At 38.5% G+C, this 19,343-nt stretch carries 20 protein-coding genes; 8 read left to right on the top strand and 12 right to left on the bottom strand.

The window, feature by feature from the left end:
- Nucleotides 1-50: 50 nt before the first annotated feature.
- The 7 genes from NSQ94_RS04780 to NSQ94_RS04750 all read right to left on the bottom strand — a co-directional run bounded on the left by NSQ94_RS04780 (nucleotide 51) and on the right by NSQ94_RS04750 (nucleotide 5,458).
- The gene (locus NSQ94_RS04780; RefSeq protein ID WP_066248892.1) at nucleotides 51-356 is read right to left on the bottom strand and encodes an AzlD domain-containing protein; all 306 of its coding nucleotides are present in this window, start codon (nucleotides 354-356) and stop codon (nucleotides 51-53) included.
- A complete protein-coding gene (locus tag NSQ94_RS04775) occupies nucleotides 349-1,068 on the bottom strand; it encodes an AzlC family ABC transporter permease (RefSeq protein WP_094244637.1) in 720 nt (239 codons plus the stop codon). The genes NSQ94_RS04780 and NSQ94_RS04775 overlap by 8 nt, the downstream gene beginning before the upstream one ends.
- Before the next feature lie 18 nt (nucleotides 1,069-1,086).
- Nucleotides 1,087-1,644 carry an XRE family transcriptional regulator gene (locus NSQ94_RS04770; protein ID WP_339230272.1) on the bottom strand — a complete coding sequence of 186 codons (558 nt, stop codon included), beginning with the start codon at nucleotides 1,642-1,644 and terminating at the stop codon, nucleotides 1,087-1,089.
- A 101-nt stretch (nucleotides 1,645-1,745) separates the two neighbouring features.
- Nucleotides 1,746-2,534, bottom strand: a complete 789-nt coding sequence (locus NSQ94_RS04765) for an ABC transporter ATP-binding protein (RefSeq protein WP_063387326.1) — start codon at nucleotides 2,532-2,534, stop codon at nucleotides 1,746-1,748.
- The gene (locus NSQ94_RS04760; RefSeq protein WP_066248901.1) at nucleotides 2,509-3,477 is read right to left on the bottom strand and encodes an ABC transporter permease; all 969 of its coding nucleotides are present in this window, start codon (nucleotides 3,475-3,477) and stop codon (nucleotides 2,509-2,511) included. The genes NSQ94_RS04765 and NSQ94_RS04760 overlap by 26 nt, the downstream gene beginning before the upstream one ends.
- A 17-nt stretch (nucleotides 3,478-3,494) precedes the next feature.
- Nucleotides 3,495-4,457, bottom strand: coding sequence for an ABC transporter substrate-binding protein (locus NSQ94_RS04755; RefSeq protein ID WP_063387481.1), 963 nt, complete (start codon nucleotides 4,455-4,457; stop codon nucleotides 3,495-3,497).
- A 263-nt stretch (nucleotides 4,458-4,720) separates the two neighbouring features.
- On the bottom strand, nucleotides 4,721-5,458 hold the full coding sequence (locus NSQ94_RS04750) for an MBL fold metallo-hydrolase (RefSeq protein ID WP_066248904.1): 738 nt from the start codon (nucleotides 5,456-5,458) through the stop codon (nucleotides 4,721-4,723).
- A gap of 103 nt (nucleotides 5,459-5,561) precedes the next feature.
- On the opposite strand from NSQ94_RS04750, the gene yhfH reads away from it, so the two are divergent.
- A complete protein-coding gene (yhfH, locus tag NSQ94_RS04745) occupies nucleotides 5,562-5,693 on the top strand; it encodes a protein YhfH (protein ID WP_065095529.1) in 132 nt (43 codons plus the stop codon).
- 61 nt (nucleotides 5,694-5,754) lie between these two features.
- Here the strand turns inward: yhfH and NSQ94_RS04740 are convergent, their stop codons facing one another.
- From NSQ94_RS04740 to NSQ94_RS04720, 5 genes are all read right to left on the bottom strand, one after another.
- Entirely contained in the window at nucleotides 5,755-6,768 is a 1,014-nt protein-coding gene (locus tag NSQ94_RS04740; RefSeq protein WP_063387323.1) for a LacI family DNA-binding transcriptional regulator, read from the bottom strand.
- Between the two features lie 278 nt (nucleotides 6,769-7,046).
- Entirely contained in the window at nucleotides 7,047-8,465 is a 1,419-nt protein-coding gene (hemY, locus tag NSQ94_RS04735) for a protoporphyrinogen oxidase (protein WP_094244633.1), read from the bottom strand.
- Between the two features lie 12 nt (nucleotides 8,466-8,477).
- A complete protein-coding gene (gene hemH / locus NSQ94_RS04730) occupies nucleotides 8,478-9,416 on the bottom strand; it encodes a ferrochelatase (protein WP_144597116.1) in 939 nt (312 codons plus the stop codon).
- 41 nt (nucleotides 9,417-9,457) lie between these two features.
- On the bottom strand, nucleotides 9,458-10,498 hold the full coding sequence (hemE, locus tag NSQ94_RS04725; RefSeq protein WP_144597114.1) for a uroporphyrinogen decarboxylase: 1,041 nt from the start codon (nucleotides 10,496-10,498) through the stop codon (nucleotides 9,458-9,460).
- A 127-nt stretch (nucleotides 10,499-10,625) separates the two neighbouring features.
- Nucleotides 10,626-12,737, bottom strand: coding sequence for a PBP1A family penicillin-binding protein (locus NSQ94_RS04720; protein ID WP_144597138.1), 2,112 nt, complete (start codon nucleotides 12,735-12,737; stop codon nucleotides 10,626-10,628).
- A 133-nt stretch (nucleotides 12,738-12,870) separates the two neighbouring features.
- Between NSQ94_RS04720 and NSQ94_RS04715 the strand changes: the two genes are divergently transcribed.
- From NSQ94_RS04715 to NSQ94_RS04685, 7 genes are all read left to right on the top strand, one after another.
- Nucleotides 12,871-13,377 carry an antibiotic biosynthesis monooxygenase gene (locus tag NSQ94_RS04715; RefSeq protein ID WP_063387319.1) on the top strand — a complete coding sequence of 169 codons (507 nt, stop codon included), beginning with the start codon at nucleotides 12,871-12,873 and terminating at the stop codon, nucleotides 13,375-13,377.
- 111 nt (nucleotides 13,378-13,488) lie between these two features.
- Nucleotides 13,489-14,238, top strand: a complete 750-nt coding sequence (locus NSQ94_RS04710; protein ID WP_339197144.1) for an ABC transporter ATP-binding protein — start codon at nucleotides 13,489-13,491, stop codon at nucleotides 14,236-14,238.
- The gene (locus NSQ94_RS04705; protein WP_066248913.1) at nucleotides 14,222-15,433 is read left to right on the top strand and encodes an ABC transporter permease; all 1,212 of its coding nucleotides are present in this window, start codon (nucleotides 14,222-14,224) and stop codon (nucleotides 15,431-15,433) included. The genes NSQ94_RS04710 and NSQ94_RS04705 overlap by 17 nt, the downstream gene beginning before the upstream one ends.
- 694 nt (nucleotides 15,434-16,127) lie before the next feature.
- The gene (locus tag NSQ94_RS04700) at nucleotides 16,128-16,550 is read left to right on the top strand and encodes an HIT family protein (RefSeq protein WP_063387316.1); all 423 of its coding nucleotides are present in this window, start codon (nucleotides 16,128-16,130) and stop codon (nucleotides 16,548-16,550) included.
- Between the two features lie 130 nt (nucleotides 16,551-16,680).
- On the top strand, nucleotides 16,681-17,760 hold the full coding sequence (serC, locus tag NSQ94_RS04695; RefSeq protein WP_063387315.1) for a 3-phosphoserine/phosphohydroxythreonine transaminase: 1,080 nt from the start codon (nucleotides 16,681-16,683) through the stop codon (nucleotides 17,758-17,760).
- A gap of 82 nt (nucleotides 17,761-17,842) precedes the next feature.
- A complete protein-coding gene (locus NSQ94_RS04690; protein WP_094244629.1) occupies nucleotides 17,843-18,370 on the top strand; it encodes a tryptophan transporter in 528 nt (175 codons plus the stop codon).
- A gap of 317 nt (nucleotides 18,371-18,687) precedes the next feature.
- Nucleotides 18,688-19,053: a hypothetical protein gene (locus NSQ94_RS04685; RefSeq protein WP_339230268.1), complete on the top strand. Its 366-nt coding sequence runs from the start codon at nucleotides 18,688-18,690 to the stop codon at nucleotides 19,051-19,053.
- The last annotated feature ends 290 nt before the right edge of the window (nucleotides 19,054-19,343 follow it).

Below are 19,343 nucleotides of genomic sequence, written 5' to 3'. Positions count from 1 at the left end.
TAGTAGTTTAGATAAAAAAACATCGTAATAGAACTGCTTTTCCAAAATATTTAGAAAAAGAAGCTGTAAAAAGATAAAACGGCAATTGAACACATAACTACAAAAAAGACGTTGGCTCCGAAATAAGCAGCAATGAACGCTGTAAATGCACCGACTGCTCCAAACAGGAAATCCTCGTGAATAAAAAAGACCGAGGGCACGATCAATGCACCTAATGTTGCATATGGTACATTTTTTAATACATTTTGCCAAAACGGAGGGAGATGTAATTGACTGAAAATAACAAAAGGAAGCATTCGCGGTATGTATGTCACAACGCCCATTCCGATAATCAACCAAAATATTTGGCTATTCATCTTGCTGCACCTCTAATTTTCTAAAGATACATTCCACAACAACGGAAGAAAATAAGGACGACAATGCAATAGACCAGCCTATAGACAGCCGTCCGGTCGTCAATAAAACGGAATTTATCACTGCAGATAATAAAGCTAGTACGATAATTTTCCGATGTTTTTTTAATGAAGGAACCAATAAGCCGATGAATAGGGCATATAGAGCAATTCCCATGCTTTCCTGTAAGAAAGCGGGCAAATTTTCTCCAACTATATAACCGATTCCAGAATTGATCACCCAGCTGCTATATGCCATCAAGCATAGTCCAAACATATATGGTGCTGTGACCATTTCCTGTCTGACAGCCGCAACTGCATATGTTTCATCTGTTACACCAAAGCCGTACAGAGCTTTTATCCATATGGAGTCTTTCTCCACTTTCTCATTTAATGATGCTGACATAAGGAAATGGCGGATGTTTACAATGAAAGTTGTCATAATAATTTCCCATGCACCAACATGCGCAGCAATTAGGCTTAATGACATATATTGAGCTGCTCCTGCAAAAACGATTGCGCTCATCATCACCGTTTCCGCAATCGAAAGTCCCGTTCTTTCAGCAAGAAGGCCGAAAGCGATGGCAACGGGGAAATAGCCGATGGCAATGCTGATTCCTGCTTGAATGCCTTGGATTAATTCCGATTTATATTTTGCCAATGCTGTCGAATGCAATCGGAATCACCTCCATTTCTAGTTTTCCGGATAATAAATGATCACATAATATTTAACTTTTTGATCCGTTATATTTTTATAATCATGCTTTTTGTCCGCTGCAAATCGGATCGCTTCCCCTTCGCAAACAACATAAGAAAATCCATCAATTACAACTTCTAAAGCTCCCTTTTGAATGATCAAAATTTCTTGCACCCCATGCGCAAGTTCATCCGATTGATGGACATGTCCAGGCTCTAAATGCGCTTCAAACACCTCAAACGGCTTGCCGATTTCAAACGTAAACATCGGGTATACTTTATACTTTTCATCATCATCAGATATAGCCGGTATGTTTGATAAAGATATTTTTTGAACGCTTGGCGCCTCCTCCTTCATCAAAGCGGAAAATGATACATGAAGTCCGTTCGCTATTTTCCACAGCGTGGAGACAGTCGGATTCGCTTCCCCTCTTTCAATTTGTGCAAGAATCGCTTTGGAAACGCCTGTCTTTTCAGACACCTTGTCAAGGCTTAGCTCCATCCTTTTTCGGATTTTACAAAAATTTTCCCCAATAATTTGCTGAATCGGCTTCATGTTTTCCTCCTTTTTTATGTTTTGTTTATTCATACATTTGTTTTATATATTGAACAAAATTGCATTTAAAAACCTCTCCCCTGAATGGAAAGAGGTAAATATCAGCTTAAGAGCACCCGGTCAGATACTGCATCTTGAATTTTGGCAAATTCGTCCATTAATTTCGGAATGGTCAGTTTTACTTTTTCTTCAGCAGATGCCTCAAAAATGATTTTTCCGCGATTCATCATCAGCAATCTGTTTCCTAGATCAATCGCCTGCTGCATATTATGTGTAATCATAATCGTTGTTAAATTATATTCTTCAATAAATTTTTTCGTAAGCGACAGGACGACCTCTGCGCGTGCGGGATCTAATGCGGCTGTATGCTCATCAAGCAATAATATTTTCGGTTTCGTAAATGTTGCCATCAAAAGCGACAACGCCTGTCTTTCCCCGCCTGACAGCAATCCTACTTTCGCATTTAAACGGTTTTCTAATCCAAGCCCTAAAAGCGACAGCTGCTCCTTAAAATAATTTTTCCGCTTATTCGTTACACCTCTGGCCAAAGTTCGTTTATGAACACGGCCGTAAGCGATCGCCAAATTTTCTTCAATGGTCAACGTCGGCGATGTGCCTGACAACGGATTTTGAAACACTCTGCCGATATATTTTGATCGTTTATGCTCAGGAAGTGTTGTTATATTTACGCCGTCAAGCCAGACTTCCCCCTCATCGGGAAACAGCTTTCCAGCTATGATGTTCAGCAAAGTCGATTTCCCTGCGCCGTTGCTGCCAATAATCGTAATAAAATCGCCTTTTTCGACCTCTAAATGAATTCCATCTAAGGCGATTTTTTCATCCAATGACCCTTCGTTAAACACTTTATGAATGTGTTTTAGCTGAAGCAACTTGTTCACCCCGCTTTCTTACCAATTTTCTTTTTTTCTCACGCCGTTTTTCAAAATATCGCGGGATGATTAACGCCAAAATGACGATACAAGCTGTAATTAATTTTATATCGCCTGTTTCAAAAAAGTTAAATCTAAATGCAAAGGCGACTATGAAACGATAAATGACAGCACCGATTATAACAGCTAAGGTAGCCCGAACAATCGTCTTGCTGCCGACAATTGCCTCTCCAATAATAACGGAAGCAAGCCCGATCACAATCATTCCAATTCCCATATTGGCATCGCTGAAGCCATTATATTGGGCGACAAGCGCACCTGACAAAGCAACCAAACCATTTGACAATCCTAATCCTAATACTTTAAGAAAGTTTGTATTCGCCGAAAAACTTTTAATCATTTCTTCGTTATCTCCGACAGCTCTTATAGCAAGTCCGATTTCCGTTTTTAAGAAGTAATCAAGGATGAGCTTTAAAAAAGCGACCAATAACACCATTGAAATGATGACTGACCATGTGGTCGGGGAAAAAGAAATGACGCTCTTAACGGCTTGATCGATCGGTGCCAGCGCATCGGCCAGCTTTGAGAAAAGCGTTTCCTCCTGTAAAAGCGAAACATTCGATTTTCCCATAATTCGCAAATTAATGGAATAAAGAGCGATCATCATTAATATACCGGATAACAACGGATTAATTTTCCCATACGAATGTAAAATTCCCGTTAAGATCCCAGCTAGAAAGCCGACAATCATTCCGGCAATCGTCGCCATAACAGGATGAGCTCCGTCTATGATCATGACGGCTGCGACGGCAGCTCCAGTAACGAAGCTACCGTCAACCGTTAAATCTGGAAAATCTAATATTCTAAAAGATAAATAGACTCCGAGAGCCATTATTGCGTAAATAAGTCCCGCCTCAAGTGAGCCATATACTGCTGTCAGCATGTAAACACCCTTCCAAATTACTCAATAAACTCTGCTTCTTTGCTCCACTCGTCTAAAATCTTAACGTTCATCTCAGCTGCTGCTTTTTTATTAATAAGAAGCTTTAAGTTTTGCGGATATTGAACAGGCAGTTCAGACGGCTTTTTCCCTTCTGTTAAAATTTTTGCAGCCATTTCTCCTGCTTCATAGCCAATATCATAATATTCAAACCCGTACGCAGCAAAACCGCCTTTTTTGACTGAATCTAATTCACCGACAAACAGCGGGATATCGTTTTCATTTGCAACGGAAATGACCGAATCAAGCGCAGAAACAACGGTATTGTCAGTGATAATGTAAAAACAATCGACTTTGCCGACAAGAGATTCAGCAGCTTGTTTCACTTCAGCTGAAGTAGAAACAGAAGCTTCGACAATTTTCAAATCCGTTCCTTCTGTCGCTTTTTTAACAAGGTCAATTTGCGCAACAGAGTTTTGTTCGCCTGAATTATAGATCATTCCTATTCTTTTGCCGTCTAAATATTGATCAATAAATTTCACCGTTTTCGGTATGGCATCAGGATGGGTATCAGTTGTTCCTGTTACATTCCCTCCTGGATTTTCCATCTCTTTCACAAGCCCGGCGCCGACAGGATCTGTTACGGATGTAAATACAATTGGAATATCCTTTGTAGCATTTGCTGCAGCAAGTGCACTAGGCGTTGCATTCGCAAAAATTAAATCGACGTTATCTCCGACGAAGTTATTCGCAATCGTTTGGGTATTCGATTGATCCCCTTGAGCGTTTTGAATATCATAATCTACATTTAACCCTTTATCTTTAATTGCTTGTTGAAATCCCTTCAATGCCTCATCCAGCGACGGGTGCGCTACAAATTGAGTGATACCAATTTTAAATGTTTCTTTCTTTCCTTCTTCACTATTGCTTTCGCTGCTGGACCCTTTGCTGCTTCCACAACCTGACAGCACGAGGAGCGCCATCAAAAAAATTCCTCCGATTGCTCCTATCCTAGTTTTCAAAATTTTCTTCCCCCTTTTTTACTTTTATGCTTTAAATTATAACAATATATTTTTGATTTTCAATTATTTTCTGACGAATTTTCCAAAAAAATAAGGATGCCAACATACTGCATCCTTACAGAAAATGGAACACTATTCTATCAAAATGAAGTTTGGAAGTAGCTTTAAGTTTATGAAATGTTCGGCAAAAGGCTGTCCCATAATTTTGCTAATATAATTTCTCTTTAATCAATATGTAACGACAACCCTGTTTTAGCCAGCTTGATCGATCCATTAAAAATCGTTTTAGCTTCTTCTATCAATTCTTCATGATTGCCTTTATGAGGCAAATGAGTCAGCAAAAGCTCTTTTACATTTGCTTCCTTAGCAATTGTCGCAGCTTCGTGGGAATTCATATGCCCAAACTTTTTGCCGTCTTCATTCGCATACATATTGCATTCGCATATAAGCAAGTCCGCATTTTGGCTGAATGGAATGAATTCATTTTTAAAGCTTGAATCTGCCGTGTATACAACCGTTTTATGTCCTGAAGTAAATCTCATGGCAAAACAGTCAACAGGATGATCTGTTTTTAAAAATGTAATCGTAAACGGACCGATCGAAATCGATTGATCAGGATCGTATGAAATTCCTTTTGTCACACTCAAATGTGTGAGTCTGTCAAATTCTTTTGTATCAAGGCTATGTCCGTAAATGGGCAAAATTTTGTTTGATTTTTGCAGCATGCCGGTAATTTGTCTTGCATATTGCAGCGGTCCAATATCTGCAATATGATCATGATGATAATGAGAAAGGATCACAGCATCTAAATCTGAAAGTGATACAAAATTTTGCAGTTGTGATAATACAGCACTTCCGCAATCAACTAACAGGTTAAACCCCTTTTCCTGAAATAAATAGCCTGATGTAGCCTCATTCGCTTCTGGATAGCCTCCCCAGAACCCTACAACTGTTACTTTCATCACCCTTATCCTCCTCAATAAGAAAAAATGTTTTAAAACAGTATTGACATTTTTCATTCTGTTATAATACAATGTTAATAACAACAGCACGGGGGGATAAAAAATGTTAGGACAAAAAATCACTGAATTTTTTAGAAACTTGCCAAGAAAAAAATGTATTGAATGCGGAAAAGAAATTGAAGAACAGCACGAATGCTACGGGAACAAATGCAATCATTGCTTACATGTAAAATAAATTTATTCAGGCAATTCTAAAAAGAATTGCCTGAATATTTTTTCTCTTCTCTTAACCTGTACTAATACACATTGTAATTGGCTAGCTTTGAAGAATCCCTTACAATTAATGTCAGAGGCAAAAGATGCACCTCTCTCTCTTTATACCGTCTCGTTTTTATTTTTTCCATCATCACTTCCATTGCTAAATGACCCATTTCTTTCACCGGCTGATTAACCGTCGTAATCATAGGCTCCATCAGTTCAGTTATAGCCTGATTGTCAAACCCGACGACCGCTAATTCTTCCGGGACACGGACGCCAAGTCTCTTTGACTCAGAAATCATCCCGGCTGCCACTTCATCAGAACCTGTGAAGACCGCCGTTGGAGCTTCAACCATCTCCATCATTTTCCTCAAGACATTTTTTCCGTCTTCAAATGTAAATACATTTCGGAAAATATATTGCTCAGGAAGGTACAATCCGGCTTCACGAAGTGCTTTTCGAAAACCTTCTTCCCTAGCTCTCGAAACATTACTGTTTACATTTCCGCAGCAAAAAGCAATTTTATTGTATCCTTGATCGATTAAATGCTTAGTTGCAACATACCCTCCGTAGTTTTGATCCATATGAATCATCGGGACATTTGCCTGTTCATCGAATTCGTTGCATAAAATAATCGGACCGTATTCTAAAAACGGCTCAACAGCCTCCCAGCCATTTAGCAATGTCGTCATAATCACTCCATCTACTTGTTTCGTTTTTAACAAGTTTAAATAGTCTAATTCTTTCTTTGCTGAATATAACGTTTGACAAACAATCAATTGATAATGGTATTGAGACGCAACGATTTCCAGCGATTCAACAAATTGTCCAAAAAACGGGTTCATAACCCTAGGAATAATGACAGCAATAATTTCAGTTTTTTGATTTCTTAAACTTCTAGCTGAAGAATTAGGTACATACCCTAATTGCTTCATTGCTTCTAGCACTAATTGTTTTTTTTCCTCCGATACGTAAGGCTGATTATTTATCACCCTTGAGACTGTCGTTTTCGATAAACCAGCCAGTTTTGCCACATCTTCAATTGTAGCCACTTTCATTCCTCCAAAAACTTTGGGATCCCTTGATTTTCTTTTGATTATAGATCAATGGTCAACAGATGTGCAATGAATTTTTTATATCTTTCCAGATCGCTTTTTCTAAAAAAACAGAAATGCTAACTTGTTCAACAAATATATATTTTCTTCAATTTGAATTGTCGGACTTTAAACAATGGGAACCAACCAAGGCGTTTTAAAGATCAGAAGTCGGAAGCGTCAAAACTTGCTAAAATGGATGCCTCCTCTGAAAAAATAAGAGACAAGCCTGCCTTTTAAGCTTGTCCCAAATGTAAAAATTGAAGAACATCTTTCACCGCTTTTTTACCTTGATCAATGCAGTCCGGGATCCCCAATCCTTCAAAAGAAGCACCCGTTAAATATATTCCGGGGTATTTTTGCCCCATAATACTTTTTATATTTCTTATGTTGTCAAGGTGTCCGACAATGTATTGAGGCATTGCTTCCCTCAATCTTGTAACAATAGAAAAAATCGGTTCTCCTTTTACCGGCATCAATCGATTTAAGTCATCCAAAACGGTTTGAATGATCACATCATCCGGCTGGTCAACAACCGCTTCATCTCCTGCTTTTCCAACATACGCTCTTAGCAGCGTTTTGCCCTTCGGAGCAGTATGCGGCCATTTTTTGTTGGTCCATGTACAAGCAGTAATCGTATAGCCGCTGTTTCTCGAAACAACAAACCCCGTTCCATCTGCGGGCAGCTGAACAGCTTCTTCCGGAAAAGCCATTGCAACGGTTGCAACAGATGTTGAAGGCATTTTTTTGAAATAAGCGAGTGTTTGCTGCTCATTCGGAAACATAGATGGAATAGCATCATGCTGAGCGGTAATGACTATCGCATCCGCCTTGTCAACAGTTCCGTCAGATAATTCCAAATGGTAGAGATCATCTTCCTTTTTAATCTCCGAAACTTTTATTCCTTTTTTCACTACCGTATGATCCAATTGGCGTTCTATAGCTTCAACAATCGATTGCAAACCAGTTGAAACGGTTTGAAAAATCCCTTTATGTTGCTCCTGTTGTTGTTTTTGTTTAGACTTTTGCGCCTGCTTGGCCATTCCTAAAATTAAACTGCGATGCTTTTGTTCAATTTCATAAAAGTGCGGAAAGATTGCTAATAAACTTAAATTATAAATATCTCCTGCATAAATCCCGGAAAGAAGCGGTTCAATCAAATTTTCAACCACTTCGCTGCCGAGCCTGCGTCCAAAAAATCCGCCTAATGACTGATCTCCGTCCACTTTTTTCTTCGGCAGGAAAAGGTCAAACGAAGCCCGCAGCTTGCCAGTTAACGAAAACAAACCGGAGGTGGCGAAAGAAGCAATATTTGTTGGCACGCCCATAACCGCTCCTTTCGGGATCGGATGGAGCTTGTCGCCGACAAGGACAAAAGATTGCCCCACGTCATTGTTCACCAAATAATCTCCGAGCCCTACGTCCTTTGCAAGCTGCGTAGCGCTTTTTTTTCGCTCCAAAAAGGAATCCGGACCTCTTTCAATGATAAATCCGTCCCTTTTTATCGTTTCTATTTTTCCTCCTAATCGCGGCTTCGCTTCAATCAGCACAACATCTATTGGAAGATGATTTTTTTTAATTTCTGACTGCAAGTAGAACGCAACTGAAAGCCCAGTTATTCCCCCGCCAACAATTGCTACTTTTTTTCTTCCCATAAAATCTCCTTCTTATTTTGACATTCCTAAGTGTTTTAACACGACTGTAGCTAAACAATCGATGAATTCAGGTTTTGCATTCGGCATTTCTGGACGATAATAAGCTGCTCCAAGCTCGTCTGTTACTGCCTTGCACTCGACATCGTTATCGTATAGAACTTCCAAGTGATCAGCCACAAAACCTACTGGAGCATAAACAAACGTCCGGTATCCTTTTTGTTCAAACAGATCTCTTGTTAAATCTTGAACATCTGGTCCGAGCCACGGCTCCGGAGTATTGCCTTCACTTTGCCAGCCAACAGCAAAATGCTGCACTCCGGCTTCTTTTGCAATTAATTCAGCTGTTTCTTGTAATTGATCTGGGTAAGGATCCCCTAATTGAACAATTTTTTCCGGCAGACTGTGTGCTGAAACAATTAATACAGCTTTTTCCCGTTCTTCTTCAGTCATTTTCGCGTACGTTTCTTTTATTTGTTTAGCCCAATATTCAATAAATTTCGGTTCTTTATACCAGCTTTCGATAGAAGTGATGGAAGGCCCTCCGAGTTTTTTTGCAATTTCCTTTGCCCTGCCGTTGTACGACTTAATGCTGAAGGTCGAATAGTGCGGAGCTAAAACGATGCTGACCGCCTCAGTGATTCCATCTTTATTCATTTGTTCAACTGCATCTTCAATAAACGGCTCAATATGTTTTAATCCTAAATACATATGGAATTCTATTTCATTTTGAATATGATTTAAATGCTTTTCTAAGCCTTTCGCTTGTTCTTCTGTTATTTTCGCAAGAGGAGAAATGCCTCCAATCGCCTTATATCGTTCTTTTAAATCTTCCAGACTTTCTGGATCAGGCTTTCTTCCATGGCGAATGTGGGTGTAATAGCGTTCAATATCCTCTTCTTTATATGGTGTACCATATGCCATCACTAACAAACCTATTTTTTTCTTCGACATTACGTGCACCTCCAAAATTCAAGTTGATCATTTTTTTCGATCTATTTTTGCGTATAATCATGAATAAATTCCGTTAATTTTTTTAAGGTTTCCGGTTTTACTTGTGGAAAGACGCCATGTCCAAGATTAAAAATAAAACCTGGCTGTTTCATTCCTTCTTCTAAAATAGCCTTTACCCGTTCTTTCACAAAATCCCACGGCGCAAGCAAAACTGCCGGATCAAGATTTCCCTGCAATGTTTTGGAAATCCCCATTTCTCTGGCAGCAGAAATCGACAGACGCCAATCTAAACCGATCACGTCTAAAGGCAAATCATTCCATTCTTTTACTAAATGTCCTGCTCCCACTCCAAACATAATAAGCGGCGCCTCTTTTTCCTTTAATTCCGAAAAAATGCGGTTCATCACCGGCTTAATATAATATCGATAATCAGAAGCATTTAATGCTCCGACCCATGAATCAAAAATTTGCACCGCTTTAACCCCTGCGTCAATTTGCGCTTTCACGTATGTAATGGTCATATCGGCAAGCTTTTCCATTAAAAGAAACCAAGCTTCTGGTTCAGCATACATGAATGCCTTTGTTTTGTTATAATTTTTGGAAGGGCCTCCCTCAATCATGTAGCTGGCAAGAGTAAATGGTGCTCCGGCAAATCCAATCAACGGAACATTCAGCTGCTCATTAACTAAAAGCTTAATCGTATCTAAAACATATGGAACATCTTCCTCAGGATGAATTTCACCAAGTTTTTTTACATCCTCCAGCGACCTGATCGGATTTTCAATAACAGGCCCTGTTCCCGCTTTAATTTCAACTTGAACTCCAAGGGCAGGCAGCGGCGTCATAATATCTTTATATAAAATTGCGGCATCAACCCCGTACTGCTCGACAGGAAGTCTAGTGACATATGCACAAAGCTCTGGTTGATGTGTAATTTCAAATAAGCTGTATTTTTCTTTTAACGCCCGGTATTCAGGCTGGGATCTCCCGGCTTGCCTCATATACCAAACAGGAACATAGTCCGCCGCTTCGCCTCTGCACGCTTTTAAAAAAGTATCATTAAAGCTTTTCTTCCTATCCATGTAAATCCCCCTTTAAAAACGATTCCTTTCTAATACTCTTTTTAAACTATACCTCTTCCCGTGCCCGATTGTATAGGAATATAAGGGAAATGTCATAAAATCGACGAAAGATCTTTCCAGCATTTTGTTATTCCCAGCGCGGGCTGACAAAATCAGTACCTTCCCCTTCCTGATGGGTTTGCGGATTATAAGGGACAACTTGATAAAAATGCTCTGAAAAAATGTTAATATACGGTATTTCATATTCTCCTTTTCCCTTTACAGATCCGACCAATTTCTTGCTTTCTCCGCTTCGTTCATAAATTCGGTATACGACCCGGTCATCATCTTGAGCAGGCCATTTTAATGTCACTTTAAATAATTGAAGTGCGTGAAATTGATATGTGGCGGAAAGCGAAGGGATTCGTGAAAGCCTGATTGGTTTTTCTAAATCTTTCACTTTTTTCGGAATCGTAAAGGATGTTTTTTCCTCAAATTTCAAACCGCTTAAAATATTTTTAAACATTTTCGTTGGATAATCGCTCCCACCCTTTAAAAAATGTTCTTCATCTGTCTGGTCATATCCGATCCACACTGCCCCCGTCACGTCAGGAGTATATCCGACAAACCATGCATCCATCACGGCGCCCTTTTTTCCAGGAAATGATGTCGTACCCGTTTTTCCAGCTAAAGCTCCTTCATATTGTCCCGCTTTGGCAGTTCCTTCTTTAACAACCTGCTCCAGCATCCTCGTCATATTCCACGAGGTTTGCGGAGAAAAAACTTGATATTTTTGTTTTTTTACTTCTGCCACTACATCGCCGTTGGCATTCACAATTTTTTGTATGAAATACGGCTTGCTGTATTGACCATTATTGGCAAAAGTTCTGTATGCATTTGCCAAATCAAACGGCGACACGCCGTACTTTAGTCCTCCTAAAGCAATCGCCAGTCCTTTATCCTCAATATAAATCCCGTTTTTCTCTAAATACTCTTTGCTTTTATCGATTCCAAGCTTATCGAGCACCCATACAGAAGGAGCATTTTTTGAATGAATGAGCGCATCAAACATGGTTACATGTCCATCATAACGTCCATCGTAATTGCTTGGAGAGTATCCTTTATAATCCAATTTCTCATCTTTTAGAAGAGAATAAGGCTGAAAAAGTCCTTCCTCCATTGCCGGAGCATATACAGCTATCGGCTTAAACGTTGACCCCGGCTGGCGCTTCGCTGTCAATCGATTAAATCCTTTGGAAACATAATTTCGCCCGCCGATCGCAGCAAGCACACCGCCTGTTTTATTATCTAATAAAATAAAAGCGCCTTGAGCATCATCTTTCGTACCTTGAAAATAAGCCTTTTCTTTAAAAACTTTGAATGCTTTTTCCTGAACATCGATATTGATCGGAACGGTAATTTTATATCCGCCTTTTAGGAGTTCTTCATTTGAAAGATGATACTTATTTTCCGCTTCCTCAAATACCATGTCAATATAGGCGGACAGCCAAGGCTTATCTTCCGTTTTATGAATATTCAGACCTAATGTTTTCCCCTGGCTTCTGACAGCTTGCTCCGGAGAAATATAGTTTTCGCGCTCCATTAAGGTTAATATCGCATTTCTTCTTTCTAAGCTTTTTTCTGGGTGCAAAATCGGAGAATAGGCTGCTGGAGCCTTCGGCAGGCCGGCTAGCAGCGCCCCTTCTTCAATAGTCAGTTCAGAGGCATCTTTATTGAAAAAAAATTTTGATGCAGACTGGATGCCGTATACGCCATGTCCAAAATAGATTTGATTCAAATACATCTCTAAAATTTTTCTTTTGCTATATTTCTGTTCAAGATAAATGGCAATGATAGCTTCTGTCATTTTTCTCAAAACCGTTTTATCGTTTGTTAAAAAAACATTTTTGGCGAGCTGTTGGGTGATTGTACTGCCGCCCTCTACTTTTTTGAAAGCAGCAATGTCCTTGAACAGCGCCCTTGAAATTGCCCGAAAATCAATGCCGTGATGCTCATAAAACCTTTTATCTTCAACAGCGATGAAAGCATTTTGTACATGCTTCGGAACTTTATCAATATCGATGATCTCTCTGTTTTCTAAATATAATTTCGTAATGGGCCGTCCTTCTTGATCGATCAAAGAGGTCGCAGAATGCAAAACAAGCTTTTTTTCATCCACAACGATAGCGCCTATCCAAATCATGGCAAAGTATGCGATAATACTTAACACAGCAGCAGATAAAACGATTCCCGAGATCATCTTTATTTTTTTCAACAATGTTTTCACCTCTGTTTAACTCCCATAATTAGTATTGTATAATTTTGGATACAGTATGTAACATGTTTAACTTTTTTCGCAAATTGTCAAGTGATTTTCGTGCGAGGTGACTGTTATGAATGTTTATATAGCTTTCGGCACTATTGAATATTTAAGCAAAATCAAAAAAAATAATCTAGCAGAATGCATGTTATTCATGCATGACGGTGAAAGCGCCGTCCTTATGCATGAAACAAAAGGAACAACAATTTTTAAAGAACCCAAAAAATATGAAATTATTGATAAAAGAGGAAGTATCTGCAGCGATGGAGGGTTTGCCGTGTTTACCTATATATCTGTTACAGATGAAGGAAAACCTCTATTTGAACAGCAATTTAAAGAGCTATCTCGATTCATTGAAAGCCATTCGGGCTTTGTTGCCTTAAGAGTTCTCCGCCCTCTTTTCAAAAACACTTATATCATTTTCACTTTATGGGAGACAGAACAAGATTTTAACAAATGGGATCAAAACGAAGCTTTTGCTAACCACTTTAAAAAAGCTTTAGGGATGAGCGATAAACTCATTTTTCCTTCTCCACCCCGAGTAAAGAAATATTATATTGTAAAAGATGAGAAGGAATGATTTAAAATGGAAAGAGAGAAGAATGGATCAAAACATGCAAAAATCGTTGAAACGGCTAAATACATCAAGCCTCATTTAATTTTAAAAAAATAAAGGGGAGAGGCGGAAAATATGACTTTATTATCAGTAGATCAGATTACCGGCGGGTACACAAATAAGTCTGTTTTAAAAAATGTTTCATTCACTGTAAACGAAAATGAAATGGTCGGTTTAATTGGATTAAACGGTGCGGGGAAAAGCACAACGATCAAGCATATCATCGGTTTGATGGAGCCAAGTGACGGGACTATTAAAATTAACGGCAAAACATTTCAGGAAGATCCGGTGCAATATCGAAAGCAATTTAGTTTTGTTCCTGAAACCCCTATTTTATACGAAGAAATGACGTTATTTGAGCATTTGCAATTGATGGCTATGGCGCACGGGATCAGTGAAGAGACATTTAACGAGCGGCTCGATCCTCTTTTAAAAACATTTCGAATGGAAAAGCAGTTGAAATGGTTTCCGGCACATTTTTCTAAAGGGATGAAACAAAAGGTCATGATTATGTGCGCTTTTTTAGTTCAGCCATCCCTTTACATAATTGATGAACCGTTTGTCGGGCTGGATCCGTTAGCCATTCACGCCCTGCTTGATCTCATGAATCAGGCGAAAAAACAAGGTGCTGGCATTTTAATGTCAACCCACATTTTAGCAAATGCAGAACGGTTTTGTGACACTTTTGTGATTTTGCACAACGGAACCGTCCGGGCTCAAGGAACTAAACTTGAGCTGCAGGAGCAATTCAATATGCCTGGTGCAACATTGGACGATCTTTATATTCGGCTGACAAAGGAGCAAGACGATGAGATCAATCAATGATATTTGGCCTGCCCGTTTGGCAGCACATATAAAAGAAACACAAACATACTTGCGTTATATGCTGAACGATCATCTGCTTTTAGTGATTATGTTTTTATTAGGCGGAGGAGCCTATGCGTATCAGCAATGGCTTGATCAACTCCCACCTCATTTTCCATCAGCATTCTTAATGGCACTCTTGTTAGCATTAACGGTAACTTTTTCGCAAGTACGCACGTTGTTAAAAGAACCTGACATCATCTTTTTACTGCCTATGGAAAAAGGATTAAACCATTATTTTCAGCGTGCTTTTATATACAGCTATATCCTTCAGACTGTCCAAATGATCGTATGCCTAATCATTCTTGCACCTTTATATTTTCAAAGCGGTGAAGGTGAAGGCATCAACTATTTATTCCTTATCTTCCAGCTTACGGTTATTAAATATTGGAATTTGTGGATTCAATGGAAAATGACGCATTTTCCGGAGCGGTTATCCCAGATAATGGATAAGTTTGTCCGATATGCTGTCAATTTCACGGTAATTTATTTGGCTGTTAAGGAAAGCATGCTGTCCCTGTTTATTTACGGCATGATGGCATTGGTAACCATTTATTTCTTCAAGATAACGAGGAACAAAACGCTGCAGTGGGAATTTTTAATTTTGCAGGAAAATCGCAAATTGCAATCATTTTATAGATTGGCCAATATGTTTACTGATGTGCCGAAACTGAAGGCTGAAGCAAAAAGACGGAAATGGATGGACTGGATTTTGTCTTTCATCCCTTACAAGCAATCAAATGTATTTTTATATATGTTTTCCAGATCCTTCATTCGTTCAGGAGATTATTTCGGATTGTTTATCCGCTTATTGATGATCGGCGTTATTGTCAGCATCTTTTTGCCTTTGTCACTTGTATCTTGCATCATTTTGCCGGCAGCTGTTCTCTTCCTAACCGGAATTCAATTAACGAGCTTATACAAGCATTATGATGCTCTTTTTATCGCTGACTTATATCCAGTTCCACAAAATGTAAAGAAAAAAAGCTTTTTACGCCTTCTTTTTACCATTCTTTTCATTGAGCTAGCCGTTCTTACCATTGTTTTATTAACGCAAACGAATATTTTATTTGTCGGCGTCCAGCTGGCAGTCAATGCGTTATTTGCATATATTTTTGTTTATATGTACTTTTCGGGAAAGTTTTTGGCACGATAAAGGAATGGATCGGAACGGAAGAACCTTCTTGGACATCTGTTTTTTATCGTTTTTCATGGACGGTTTGAATAAACTTTATGACATTTAAGGAAGCGTCCTAATTTATTTTCAACAGGAAGCTCTTTTTCATTTGGACCGTGAGGAAAAGCGTTCATTTTCCAAGCAACCTGTTTTGGCAGATGGCTGCGAATGCTAAAAACATTTCACAAAGCCAAATTTCTCTTACGGCGCCGGATTGTTTTTTTTAGAGCGAGCGGTTTTTTTGACTTAACGCTTTTTGCTTATGCCGCCAATTTTTTAAAAAAAATTTCATGACAATGCTGAGAGCTTCCCGAGGAGTTAAACGCCTTTTGATGTTTATCATCAAAAAACGCTCAATTTTTTTATTTTACACAACATAAAAAATAAATTAGTGGGTATGCTATTGACTGAAGAGGGTGACCACACACTTAAACAGGTGTTTGTCATTAAAATTTTTTCATGTCGTGTTCTAACAAAAGTTTAAAGTGTCAAAAAGGAATACCATTCATTATTTGAAAATGGGGTGTTGACGAAAGACACTTTTAAATCGCTTTTTTAACATGTGCATTGAAACCCCTCTTCAAAGGAACGGACTTATGTTCGTTCCTTTTTGTGTTTTCTTTCATTTTCAACACGTGGTAAAATAAAGAAAAAAATTGCGGGGAGTGTCATTATGAGCGATTGCATTTTTTGTAAAATTATTAACGGAGAAATTCCTTGTGCAAAAGTATACGAGGATGAACACGTTTTAGCTTTTATGGATATTATGCAGGTAACGAAAGGACATACACTCGTCATCCCAAAAGTACATAAAGAAAACGTTTTCGAGCTCACACCTGACATCTCAAGAAACTTTTTTGAAGCTGTTACGAAGGTCGCAAAGGCGGTAAAAAAACAATTGAATCCAAAAGGATTAAATTTAATCAATAACAATGGCGAAGAAGCCGGTCAAACAGTGTTTCATTACCATATGCACATAATTCCTCGACACGGAAAAGAAGATGGTTTAGGCATAGTATGGAAATCCCATCAAAATGATTATACTCCAGAAGATCTTGCACAGCTTGCTGAAACAATAAAAGGCGGATTGCAATAAAAAATAAACGGCTAAAGGATCCTAACAACAGGATCCTTACTGTTTTCTAACCGACACAAAATTTTTTATTTCCCCTCTCCTTTTTTCATGATAGGATGTTTTTATAAATGTGTTAAAAGGAGGACGAATCGTGGATCGAGTATACAATTTTAATGCAGGACCAGCAGCTATACCAGTCGAAGTATTACAAAAAGCTCAAGGCGAGCTGTTGAATTTCAATCATACTGGCATGTCCGTCATGGAGCTGAGCCATCGGAGCCAGGCGTATGATGAGGTTCACAATAATGCCAAAAGCTTATTGAAAGAATTGCTTAATATCCCTGATTCGTATGATGTGTTATTTTTACAAGGCGGGGCAAGTCTGCAATTTGCCATGATCCCGATGAATTTTTTGAATAATGAAAATATCGCCTATTATATTTTAAGCGGAGCATGGTCTGAAAAAGCGTTAAGCGAAGCAAAAAAATTTGGTGAAACAAATGTGTTGGCATCAAGCAAAGAGTCAAATTACACACACATCCCAAAACAATTCGAGGCAAATTCGCTCCAAAATGCTGCGTATTTGCATATTACGTCAAACAACACAATTTTTGGGACGCAGTGGCATGAGTTCCCAAGCACGAATGCACCGCTGATTGCTGATATGTCCAGCGATATTTTGAGCAGAGAGCTGAATATCGAACAGTTCGATCTCATTTACGCAGGGGCGCAAAAAAATCTAGGACCTTCCGGAGTCACTGTTGTCATCATTAAAAAAGATCTAATTGAAAAAGCAAATAAAAATGTACCAACTATTTTGAGCTATCAAACACATGCAAGCAAAAACTCTTTATATAACACTCCACCGACCTTTGCCATTTACATGCTTTCTCTAGTGTTGGAATGGGTAAAAGAACAAGGCGGAGTAGCTGAAATTGAACGCAGAAACAAACAAAAAGCTCAAATACTATATAACGCTATAGATGAAAGCGATGGCTTTTACAAAGGACATGCAGAAAAAGAAAGCCGTTCATTCATGAACGTAACATTTACGCTGCCGTCTGATGAATTGACAAAAGCGTTTGTTCAAGAGGCAAAAGAAAATCGATTAATAGGTCTATCCGGTCATCGTTCTGTCGGTGGCTGCCGTGCATCCATTTATAATGCGGTAACGATTGAAGCATGTGAAAAGCTCGCCCAGTTTATGAAAGAATTCAGAAAAAAACATTAAAAGCCTATCCTAACTTTAACGATCATACGCTATAATAGTGGAAAGTTTATTAAAGATGAGAACAGAAGAGGAGAGTTTAGAGATGAGAACGAAAGAATTAGTCATTTTATCTTTATTTGTTGCCATCGGCGTTGCTCTTCATGCGATTGTGCCGCCCATATTTAACGGGATGAAGCCGGATATGATGCTGTTGATGATGTTTTTAGGAATTTTCCTGTTTCCTGGGGTAACAAACGCCGGTCTGCTGGGCATTGCAACTGGCATATTATCCGGATTGACAACCAGTTTTCCCGGCGGACTCGTTCCGAATATTATTGATAAAATTTTGACGGCATTTTTAATATATTTTCTATTTCTAGCCTTAAAACCACTCAAACAAGCAATAGCAAGGGCGGGAATTTTAACAGTCATAGGAACATTAATTTCCGGCACAGTGTTTCTTTTAGCAGCGCTCTTACTTGTAGGTCTCCCAGGAGGCGCCGGATTTACTGCATTGTTCCTTGCGGTTGTATTGCCGGCAACAGTTATCAATACAATTGCAATGGTGATTATTTATCCCATTGTTGAAAGCATTCTAAAACGTTCTAACGTTCTATCAGAAAATAAATAAAACAGATTGACCCGATCTATGATCGGGTTTTATTATTGTATATAATAAAGAAGAAAAGCTATTAAAAGTGACGTTAATCCGCCAATCGCTAAAACTGACGCCCTCTTTTTCAGAAGATGTTTTGGAGGATATGAACTCGCAGAATTGGCTAACTTCAAATTATGAAAAGCTCCTACAAGAAACAACATGCTAATGATAAAAAATAAAAAAATAACACCCGCCATAATTTCCCTCCCTTACTTTTAGTTTATGCATCTTCAACTAAGGCTATGTTTTTATTGACGGATTTTGAAAACAAGGAACTAGGAGTGGTAAAAATGTCAAAAGGCAAATCTTTTCTATATGGATTTTTCGTCGGCGGTGTTGTTGCCGGAGCAGCTGCACTGATTACGGCTCAAGCGAGGAACGGCAATGTTTTAAAAAAGACAAGATGCAATTTGCATAAGCTTGAAAACATATTTGGAGACTTGAAATCTGATGGGGAATCGTTAAAAAAGCAAATCGCACAATCAGCGAAAGAAGGCTTGCAAATTGCTAAAGAAGTCGCTGCAGATGTCAATCGGTCCATTCAAGCATGGCAGAAGGAAATTGATCCGAATAAAAAAAATTTGGAGCTGCATGTAAAAGAGATTAAAGATAAATTAACAGAGCTAGAAGATCAAATCAAAAAAGAAAGAAACTGACGCTTCAAGTTTGCGGAAGCCTTTTTACAATTAAAAATATTAAACATGTCAAAGAATTGGCAGGGTGTCAATTCTTTTTTGCTATAATTTATAATCATGAAAAATTGTTACAGTATAGAAAATCTTGATCGTTCTCATTATTCTTCGCAAAATTTATTACCGCTTCTTTGTGTGCTATTTTTAGTGTTTCACTATTTATTTAAAAATTTCGTAAATTACATCTTTATAAATCTTTATTTTATTGGCATAATAGAAGATATTAAAAATGTTAGTATTATACAAAGTAGGTG

Source organism: Aeribacillus sp. FSL K6-2833 (assembly GCF_037965815.1).
In the GTDB taxonomy this organism is placed as follows: Bacteria; Bacillota; Bacilli; order Bacillales; family Aeribacillaceae; genus Aeribacillus; species Aeribacillus composti.
The sequence above is the reverse complement of the archived record's forward strand: the minus strand, read 5'-3'. Positions and strand labels throughout refer to the sequence as shown.